At 42.3% G+C, this 9,452-nt stretch carries 9 protein-coding genes and 1 pseudogene; 4 read left to right on the plus strand and 6 right to left on the minus strand.

All coding sequences use genetic code 11. From position 1 onward, the window contains the following. Positions 1-250 precede the first annotated feature (250 nt). On the plus strand, positions 251-982 hold the full coding sequence (locus tag CD126_RS09065) for a MerR family transcriptional regulator (RefSeq protein WP_103370362.1): 732 nt from the start codon (positions 251-253) through the stop codon (positions 980-982). A gap of 106 nt (positions 983-1,088) precedes the next feature. Here CD126_RS09065 and CD126_RS09070 read toward each other — a convergent pair. After that, positions 1,089-1,268: pseudogene (locus CD126_RS09070) on the minus strand (LLM class flavin-dependent oxidoreductase); the annotation flags it as partial. A gap of 141 nt (positions 1,269-1,409) precedes the next feature. Between CD126_RS09070 and ilvD the strand changes: the two are divergent. Then, positions 1,410-3,104 carry a dihydroxy-acid dehydratase gene (ilvD, locus tag CD126_RS09075; RefSeq protein ID WP_049405057.1) on the plus strand — a complete coding sequence of 565 codons (1,695 nt, stop codon included), beginning with the start codon at positions 1,410-1,412 and terminating at the stop codon, positions 3,102-3,104. A gap of 88 nt (positions 3,105-3,192) precedes the next feature. Here the strand turns inward: ilvD and CD126_RS09080 are convergent, their stop codons facing one another. Beyond that, positions 3,193-3,396, minus strand: a complete 204-nt coding sequence (locus CD126_RS09080; RefSeq protein ID WP_049405054.1) for a hypothetical protein — start codon at positions 3,394-3,396, stop codon at positions 3,193-3,195. 97 nt (positions 3,397-3,493) lie between these two features. Continuing rightward, complete coding sequence (locus CD126_RS09085) at positions 3,494-3,919, minus strand: MarR family winged helix-turn-helix transcriptional regulator (RefSeq protein ID WP_002472313.1); 426 nt, start codon at positions 3,917-3,919, stop codon at positions 3,494-3,496. A 165-nt stretch (positions 3,920-4,084) separates the two neighbouring features. Between CD126_RS09085 and CD126_RS09090 the strand changes: the two genes are divergently transcribed. Then, positions 4,085-4,936 carry an NAD-dependent epimerase/dehydratase family protein gene (locus CD126_RS09090; RefSeq protein WP_103370363.1) on the plus strand — a complete coding sequence of 284 codons (852 nt, stop codon included), beginning with the start codon at positions 4,085-4,087 and terminating at the stop codon, positions 4,934-4,936. A 188-nt stretch (positions 4,937-5,124) separates the two neighbouring features. Continuing rightward, positions 5,125-5,472 (plus strand): hypothetical protein, encoded by a 348-nt coding sequence (locus CD126_RS09095; RefSeq protein ID WP_049405052.1) that lies wholly within the window; start codon positions 5,125-5,127, stop codon positions 5,470-5,472. 192 nt (positions 5,473-5,664) lie between these two features. Here CD126_RS09095 and CD126_RS09100 read toward each other — a convergent pair whose 3' ends face one another. Genes CD126_RS09100 through CD126_RS09110 form a run of 3 tightly spaced genes read right to left on the minus strand, consistent with a single transcriptional unit; the run spans position 5,665 to position 9,315 of the window. Next, on the minus strand, positions 5,665-6,702 hold the full coding sequence (locus tag CD126_RS09100; protein WP_049405050.1) for an ABC transporter ATP-binding protein: 1,038 nt from the start codon (positions 6,700-6,702) through the stop codon (positions 5,665-5,667). Beyond that, the gene (locus CD126_RS09105; protein WP_049405048.1) at positions 6,668-8,281 is read right to left on the minus strand and encodes an ABC transporter permease; all 1,614 of its coding nucleotides are present in this window, start codon (positions 8,279-8,281) and stop codon (positions 6,668-6,670) included. Before CD126_RS09105 ends, CD126_RS09100 begins: the two co-directional genes overlap by 35 nt. 2 nt (positions 8,282-8,283) lie before the next feature. Continuing rightward, the gene (locus tag CD126_RS09110) at positions 8,284-9,315 is read right to left on the minus strand and encodes an extracellular solute-binding protein (RefSeq protein WP_053092824.1); all 1,032 of its coding nucleotides are present in this window, start codon (positions 9,313-9,315) and stop codon (positions 8,284-8,286) included. Positions 9,316-9,452 lie beyond the last annotated feature (137 nt).

Here is a 9,452-nt window from a genome sequence, read left to right on the forward strand (position 1 = left end):
TGATTATATAGGTTAAATAATCTTTTACCTCTTGCATTTAATAGTAATTTATTTTTGTGCAAGTTTATTCGCTACCTTTCTACAGTTAATAAACTTAAATCTTTACAATTCATCTTTTTTATAAACCTCCTAACTCCCCCTTGACCCTCACGTTACGTTATCCTTTAACTTAAAGTTAGAGTTAATAAAGTACTTTTAAACAATTTGGCCAAAGAGAATTCGCAAACTTATACAATGGAGGTCATCGTAAATGACACAATATTATAGTATGAAAGAGGTCACACAGATTACTGGAATTACGAAACGCACGCTTCACTATTATGATGAAATCGGGTTATTGTCACCGTCTCATCGTGCGGAGAATCAATATCGTATGTATAGTCAGCAAGATTTGATTGAGTTGCAGAAGATTCTCTTTCTAAAAGGACTGGGTGTGCCGCTTAAAGATATTGAAGAAATGATGAAACTCGAGGACAAGGAGTTAAGAGAAGCGCTAACAACTTATCAAGAACAGCTACTCGCAAAAATCGAGGAATTGAAGAAGTTAAACCATCATCTAACGGAATTCTTAAAAGGTGCGCCTCTCATCAACTTGGATATCTTTAAGCAACCGCTTCAAGACCAATACACTAAAGAAGCAGAAATTAAATATGGAGAGACACCCGACTACCAAAGTTATCAAGAACGCTTTGCCTCACGTTCAAACGCTGATTTCGAGGAGGTGCAACGCAGAATGGATAACGTGTTTGAAAAGTTCAATGCCTTAACTGAGCAACAAGCACCATTCAACGAGACGCGAACTATAGTTGAGGAATGGAAAGATGTTATGTGCGAACATGCCGATTTCTCAGATGAGGTGCTCATCATGATTGCCCAAGGTTATGAACAAGATCCGCGTTTCAAGGAATACTTTAAGCAATTCGGCAATCCAAACCTTCCCTCCTATATCGCTGAACATGTGACACATCATCTAGAGCAATAGCGCACATTCGACCATAATAAATCACTTTTTAACAACATCATCACATTTACAAATAAGAGCAATCCCTACCATTTAGGCAAGAATTGCTCTTTCTTCATGCATCTTCCTATTTAGATTCCAAATGTTGTTTCACACTTGGAATAATTTGTTCACCAATTAGCTCAATGTTTTTCATAATTTTATCGAAAGGTACGCCGCCAAAGTCAATTTGAGCCATGAAACGTTGATGACCATACAATTCGTGTTGATAGAGCATCTTCTCTACAATTTGTTGCGGACTACCCATCCATTGACAGCTCACCCGATTCACTTTATCCTAGTAATTCATTCTATTTTAAAAATTCAAACAACTTTACTTTTAACTATATGAAAAATGCATTGATATGCAAAAATGCAATATTAATCTATTCAAACAAGGGGGAATTGGATGGCTTCAAACCATCAATCACAGAATCAAGATTTGCGCATTCAAAGCAAGGTTATCAGCGAAGGGGTGAGTCGGACGCCGAATCGTTCTTACTTACGCGCGCTTGGATTTGAGGATGAGGATTTCCAGAATCCAATGATTGGTGTGGCGAGTACGTGGAGTGAGGTCACGCCATGTAACGTACATATCGACGGTCTGGCGCGTGATGTGAAGCATGGTATCGGTGAAATGGGTGCGAATCCGCTCATCTTCAATACGATTACGGTATCCGATGGCATTTCGATGGGGACGCCGGGCATGCGTTACTCCCTGCCGAGTCGTGAACTGATTGCCGATTCCATCGAGTCTGTCGTAAATGCGGAGAACCTCGATGGCGTGGTCGCGATTGGGGGTTGTGATAAAAATATGCCAGGTTGCATGATGGGTATCGCGCGTCTCAACTTACCTGCCGTCTTCGTCTATGGCGGTACGACGTTACCTGGAAATTTGGAAGGTCAGAAATTAGATGCCGTTTCTACATTTGAAGGTGTAGGTCAGTACAATAATGGAGAAATTGATGACGATCGCTTAAATCAAATTGAATGTTCTGCTTGTCCTGGCGCAGGGTCATGTGGCGGTATGTTCACTGCGAATACGATGGCGTCTGCAATTGAGGCGCTTGGTATGAGTTTACCAGGAAGTGCATCACATCCTGCTGTTTCTGCAGATAAATCTAAAGATAGTCGTGCTGCAGGTCAGGCCGTGTATCGCTTGCTCGAACGTGGTATTTATCCGGAAGATATTATGACAAAGCCCGCGTTTGAGAATGCAATTACTGTTGCGATGGCGTTGGGCGGTTCAACGAATGCGATTCTTCACCTGCTCGCGATTGCACATTCGATGGATGTCGATCTGTCATTAGATGATTTCGAAGAGGTGCGTGCTCGTGTGCCTCACATCGCTGGTTTACGTCCGAGCGGTCAGTATGTCATGGCAGACTTGAATGACTATGGCGGCGTTCCTGGTGTGATGAAAGTCTTGTACCAACACGGCTTGATTCACGGTGATTGCATGACCGTCACTGGTCAAACGGTTGCGGAGAACTTAGCTGAAGCGCCAGATCTTTCCGACGACGGTAAAATCATCGATTACGACAATCCACAATATCCGACAGGTCCACTCGTGGTCTTGAAAGGTAATCTTGCTCCAGAGGGTGCTGTGGCGAAGATTTCCGGTCTAAGCGAAACTTACATTAAAGGGCCAGCGAAGGTCTTTGATACCGAAGAAGCAGCGACCAACGCAATTCTGAACGACCGCATCCATCCTGGCGATATCGTCGTCATTCGTTATGCGGGGCCTAAAGGAGGTCCAGGTATGCCTGAAATGCTTTCCGCTTCCTCTATTCTTGTTGGAAAAGGCTTAGGCGAATCGGTTGGATTACTAACAGATGGTCGTTTCTCTGGTGGTTCCCATGGTCTCGTCATCGGACATGCAGCGCCAGAAGCACAAGTCGGCGGCCCTATGGCATGGCTTGAAGAAGACGATATCATTACCATCGATGCCGAGAACCATCTCATCGACTTCGATGTTTCAGATGAAGAATTAGAACGTCGCAAAGCGAAATGGAAAGCGCCAGAATTAAAAGTTTCCAAAGGCGCACTTTATAAATACGCACGCTTAGTGAACTCCGCTTCGAAAGGCGCAACGACGGATTAATTTGTGGTAATTATCACCCGGGAAATAATATAAGCATCATTATGCCCCCAATTACGTATTTTGCGTAATTGGGGGTCGATCTCTGAGATTATTGAAATAAGCTGCTTATCATCAATACGATGATATATAGAAGAATTGCAAATCCAGCACCCATTCCACCTGAAATCAACATAATCTTAGGTCTACTCGTAATGTTTTTAGCCTTAATCACTTTATTCGCTAAAATTGAGCCAATGAGTACACTCACAAATATAATAATGACTTTAATCACACTGCCGTCCAGAACATTCACCTTCCCTCATCGTTATTTAATCTCTAACTAGCACCTCATTACATTAAGCGCTTCGCCTGTGTCCCAAATTGTTGTATCAACGCTACAAAATTTCGCCCTATTCTTTCCCCAACGACGCTTTCGTCGCAGTCAACAACATATCAATATTATCGAAATCTACCTTATCCAATAACTTACGAAATTGTTGCATCATCCGTTCGGCAACTTCAATGCCCTTATCCGTCAAACAGATAATCGTCGCACGCTGATCTTCTGCACACTCATTACGACAAACGTAAGGCGTCTCCCCACGTTCGAGTCGATTGACTAAACGAGACATCGCACTTTGGCTCAAACGCACTGATTGAATCAAATCGTTAATCTTACAGCGCTTTTCCGGTTGTTTATACAAATTATAAAGCACGCAGAACTCTCTCAAACTCAACCCGTACTGTTGTTTGAAATTACGCTCAATCATCTGCTCGATATAGTGAAAGTATTCCGTACTTTCCATCCACTCATCTATTCCACTCACTCGTTCCATCATTTCACCTTCTTCCCATTCATGTACTCGCTTACATTCTTAATTGCTATTATACAAGTTTATCTCAGTTCTATAAATGGTAGATAGCAAAGTGCAAAGTTATTTCTTTAATAAACTCCAACCTCTATACTGAAATCTTCAATTTTTAACTAAAGGATGATGATAATGAGTAAGATATTCGTTACAGGCGCAACGGGTCTCATTGGCACACGTTTAACACGTCGTCTCGTTGAGGAAGGCCATGAGGTTGCAGGCTTTACGACTTCTAACCATGGTAAAAAGAAACTCGAAAATCAAGAAGTGAAAGGTTACATCGGAGATATCTTTAACTATGAAGATGTAGAAGAAGCAATCAGTGACTTTCAACCTGAGATTATCATTAACGAACTGACAGATTTGAAAGCTGTAGATATGTCGGCGAATACGCGCGTGCGAGTTGAAGGTACGAAAAATCTCGTCAAAGCTGCGCAACAACATGGTGTCGAACATATGCAAGCGCAAAGCATCGCGTTTACGTACGCCCCCGGTGAAGGGCTAGCTACTGAAGAAACGCCGCTCGATTATAACTCTGAAGGCGATCGCAAAGTGACAGTGGATGGCGTGGAAGGTTTAGAATCACAAACCCAAGAAATACCTCATCACGTCATCTTACGTTACGGCTATCTCTATGGTCCTGGTACATGGTTCGGCGAAGGTGGCATGATTTACAATCAATTTATCGATGGCGAAGTGACGATGTCAGATGGCGAACAATCTTTCATTCATCTCGATGACGCGGTCGAAACTGCGATTCAAGCGCTCAACTTCGATAGTGGTATCTACAATGTTGCAGATGACGAACCAGTGACTGGTGGCAAGTGGGCTGAGTGGTTTGCTGACATGTTAGGTGTGAATCCTAAAATGAATATTCAACCTGCCGCTGATTATGAACGTGGCGTTTCGAACGAGAAGTTCAAAGCGCAAGGTGGTAAATTGATTTATAACACTTGGCGTGAAGGTATGAAAAAAGATAATTAATATGTTTAAGCGTAGGCTGACGTTCACATTGTGTGGTCACACCTACGCTTTTTAATTTTTCACTCTATCCGCACATCTTAAAATATATAAATTTACCCACTATCCATATTATTGCTCACTATTTGAATGTCATCTTGCTATAATAATATAAAATACATCATCTTAGACTACCCTCGGAGGTCCTCATCATGCGCAATCAACTACGCCCCTTGAAGCATAAGACCGTCATCGTTACTGGTTATGTAACTGACTATGTCCTACGCTACAGCAGCACCTCAAATAATAACTATATCCGTAACTTACGTATTCTCTTAACTCAAGTGTATATTAACGGTATTTTCGTTTCCCACATTTGGCTTATAGAACGACGTAGATTATTAAAAGACGTTGAAGCCTTGATGAATGAAAAAGTGAAATTTAAAGCGAAAGTGATTTGTTATCTCAAAATCGGTGAAGTAGGTATGGTAGAAGATTATGGTATTGAACGGAAGACACGATTAGTACATGCAGATCATTATCAAGTCAAGTATGACTGAGTTACAGCGTTGTCACACCATAATAATTCACTCAATCCTCGCACTCATTTAGACGTCCGGGACTCTTCCTGCAGACAACCCGCACTCTGACCCACGAGCTACAAAGCCCACTACTACACACTTTCACGCTAATCATGAGAAAACCCACTCGCGCATATCTACTCGACTGCGTGAGTGGGTTCGATTTATATATTATACCGTTGTTTCAATCACTTGAGCCTTACCATTAATCTTCACGTGAACTTTGTCCCCTACTTCGTACTGACAAGCACCTAGAATACGTGTCTTCACTCGACCTATTCCTTTAATATCTAAATAGACTAGTGAATCATGTCCGAAGAAATCCGTATCTTGTACCGTTGCTTCAATTCCAGTGTTATCGTCACTAATTTCCAGCTGTTCTGGACGAATCATGACCTTAACTTCTGAACCTTCAGATTGAGACACTTCATTAATTTCAAGATGACCCATACTTCCTTTGAAGTAATCACCTTCAATATGGCCATCTAAATAGACTGCATCGCCGACGAAGTCCGCGATCTTTTTACAATTAGGATAGTAATAAATCGTCGTAGGTGTGCCTTCTTGAATATTGCGACCTTCTACGAGAATCATTGTTGAATCTGCCATAGACAGCGCTTCTTCTTGATCGTGTGTTACGAAGATTGACGTCGCATTAACACGTTTCAACATGCGTTTCACTTCTGCACGTAATGTCGTTCTCAAACCGGCATCTAAAGCACTAAACGGTTCGTCTAACAGCACGAGTTTCGGGTTTGGCGCAAGTGCACGGGCTAATGCGATACGTTGTTGTTGTCCACCTGACAACTCGTTAGGCATACGGTTCTCATAGCCTTGCATGTTCACGAGTGCAAGCATCTCTTGGACACGGTTCGACTTACGTTCTTTACGCGTCAATCCAAAAGCGATGTTCTGTTTCACATTGAGATGTGGGAACAGCATCCCCTCTTGTGGCACGTAGCCGATCTTACGCTTATCCGGTGCGACATTCGTCTTCGCATCAAAGACGACTTCGCCATCAATCTTAATCTCACCATGATCGGGATCTTCAAATCCGGCGATCGAGCGCAGTAACGTCGTCTTACCACATCCGGATTCCCCGAGCACGGCTAACATGTCGCCTTCTTTGACATCTATCGTGATATCGCGTAAAGCGTGCACATTACCAAATTGTTTACTTAGTTGTTTGACTTGTAATTTCGTGTTCAACAGTCTTCACTCGCTTCCAATCAGTAAAGGATTTCATCGTTAATAAATACACAGGTAATCCTGAGAAGACGATGAGTAATAAGGCGTACGGCGCTGAGGCACCGTATTCAAGTTCATTGGTAAATTCCCAAATCTTCGTCGAGAGGGTGTCGATGCCTACTGGACGTAAGAGTAAGGTTGAAGTGAGTTCTTTCATCACTTCGAGAAACACTAAGGCTAAACCTGAGCCGATACCTGGTGTGAGTAGCGGCAAGGTAATTTTGAAAAAGTTAGTTATAGGCCTTTTACCTAAAGACCGGCCTACCTCTTCCAAACTTGGCGGAATCTGTTCCATCGACGTTCGGATAGAGGACTGAGCTAACGGCAGGTATAGGATGACATAGCCGATGAGTAATAGTGTCACCGTTTGATAGAGCGGGTTGAGATAACGAATCGCGAAGAACACGAGCGTGAGACCAATCACGAGCCCTGGCAAGCTGTGAATGAGAAATGGCAAGTTGTTTGCGACTTTACTCGCCCAACCACGATAACGCACAACCGCATAGACAATCGGTAGCGCGACGATCACAGTAACGACTGAGCCTTCAAGACCGAGTCTCAAAGTAGAGAGTAACGTATGGATAATTTCATCTAAGTCAAAGTACGTAGAGTTACCATAAATCGCCCAGTAGATGATCGTTGTGACCGGAACACCTACGGACAAGATACTCAAGATCGCGATAAATAAGTACGCGAGGCCACGACCGAAGATATTCAAACGCGCTTTATACTGTTGGCTACTGCGACCTGAACGACGTGATGTGAATGACTTATTGCCGATAATCAACCTTTGGATAAAAATAATCACCAAGCACAACATGAGCAACACGAGCGTCATCATTGCCGCAGCCGAGCTATTGAAGGCAACATCATATTGGTCAAAAATCGCTGTCGTAAAGGTTTCATAGTTTAAAAACGCCAGCGCCCCAAATTCAGCAAGCATGTGGAGTGCAATCAAGATACCTCCACCCACGATAGCTGGTTTCAACTGAGGTAACGTAATCCGTACGAACGTTGTGAATTTACTCCGACCTAGGGAACGTGATGTTTCTTCAAGCGCTGGGTCGAGCCCTTTTAACGCAGCTACGACGGGCAGATGCACGAGTGGATAACTGGATAACGAAAGGACAAGGAGTGCACCTTTGAACCCTTCTAGGGATGGTGCGACAGAAATCCAACTATAGCTTGCCACAAAGGCTGGAACGACGAACGGTAAAGTGATGAGCGCGTTTAGGAGTTTACCACCACGCACATTCGTCCGCTCAACGATAAGAGCAGTCGTCGTTCCAATCAAGACACTCACTAATGTGACGAAGAAGCTTAATTTAATGGTATTCCACAAGAGATGGAACATGCGTGGACGCAAGAGCAAGTCTAAAGAAGCTTGCCAACCAATTTCTTTAGCTTTGATAAAGACATAAGCCACCGGTAACAAGAACAGTAAAGCGAGAAATAAAATAATGATATACAGAAGAACAGGACGTCTCCCGTTCTTAGAATTTCTTCCTCGAAAAAGACGTCCTTGTGTATTACTATTCATTATTATAGTAAACCTTCTTCTTTAAGTAAGTTCACTGCTTCTTTACCGTCAGCGTATTTACCTAAATCTTGTGTACCTTCTGGTGGTTTCAACTCAGAGAATGGTTTCATACCTTTAGTATTTGCTTCTTTGTTTAAAGGATATTGTTTACTCTTATCAGTTAAGATTTGTTGACCTTTTTTACTAGTTGCAAATTTAACGAATTTTTCAGCTTCTTCTTTATGTTTGCTTGATTTCACAACACCTACACTTGCTACAGTTAACATGTCACCTAAGTCATGGTTACCGAAGAAGTATAGACGAGAGTTTAAGTTGTCTTTACCTTTCTCAGCTGCTTGTCTATCCCAGTAGTAGTTGTTGATCAACGCAAATGGAATATCGCCGTTCTCAACAGCTTGAAGCGCACGTTTGTTGTCTTTGTAAGTCTTACCATTCTTCTTGATGCCTTCTAACCATTCTTTCGCTGCGTCTTTACCTTCAAGTTTAATCATTGCTGAAAGTTGCGCTTGGAACGCACCGCTTGTAGGTTGGAAAGCGAATTTGTCTTTCCATTTAGAATCAGTTAAGTCTTTCACTGATTTAGGAAGTTCACTTTCAGAGATCTTGTCTTTGTTGTAAGCTACAACTCTTGAACGTGCAAGTAATCCTGTCCAAGTATCGTCTTTAGATTTGTATTTAGAATCGATTGGTTTGCTAACGTCTTTGTCGATCTTCGCAAGTAAACCTTTATTATCTAACATGATTTGAGGTGAAGATTCTTCTGTGTAGATTAAGTCAGCAGGAGAGTTCTTACCTTCTTCAACGATTTGGTGAGCAAGCTCGTTACTCTTACCGTCACGTTCTTCAACCTTGATGCCAGTGTCTTTCTCAAATGCTTTGATTAAAGCAGATGTAGCGCTCTTATGTTGACCGTTGTAAATGACAAGCTTGCCATTCTTACCGTCTTTAGAGCCTGATTTGTCTCCGCCGTTACCACAAGCTGCAGTGAGCACGAGTACAGCGACTAAGATGATTGGTAATAAGATTCTTTTCATCGCTCTATGTCCCTATCCCTTCTATGTAAAATATGTTGCGTTGGTTTGAAGTAATGGTTTCGATTCGTGATAATGATAACCATTTTCAGTTAAAAATATACCACAATATTGTACACTGCACAAGCGCTTTCATGAAT

Source organism: Staphylococcus pettenkoferi (assembly GCF_002902685.1).
GTDB classification, from domain to species: domain Bacteria; phylum Bacillota; class Bacilli; order Staphylococcales; family Staphylococcaceae; genus Staphylococcus; species Staphylococcus pettenkoferi.

Bases quoted from the DNA above. Each gene is read 5' to 3' on its own strand.
- ilvD (WP_049405057.1), top strand. From the start codon at position 1,410: ATGGCTTCAAACCATCAATCACAGAATCAAGATTTGCGCATTCAAAGC.
- CD126_RS09110 (WP_053092824.1), bottom strand. From the start codon at position 9,315: ATGAAAAGAATCTTATTACCAATCATCTTAGTCGCTGTACTCGTGCTC.
- CD126_RS09085 (WP_002472313.1), bottom strand. From the start codon at position 3,919: ATGGAACGAGTGAGTGGAATAGATGAGTGGATGGAAAGTACGGAATAC.
- CD126_RS09095 (WP_049405052.1), top strand. From the start codon at position 5,125: ATGCGCAATCAACTACGCCCCTTGAAGCATAAGACCGTCATCGTTACT.
- CD126_RS09105 (WP_049405048.1), bottom strand. From the start codon at position 8,281: ATGAATAGTAATACACAAGGACGTCTTTTTCGAGGAAGAAATTCTAAG.
- CD126_RS09065 (WP_103370362.1), top strand. From the start codon at position 251: ATGACACAATATTATAGTATGAAAGAGGTCACACAGATTACTGGAATT.
- CD126_RS09090 (WP_103370363.1), top strand. From the start codon at position 4,085: ATGAGTAAGATATTCGTTACAGGCGCAACGGGTCTCATTGGCACACGT.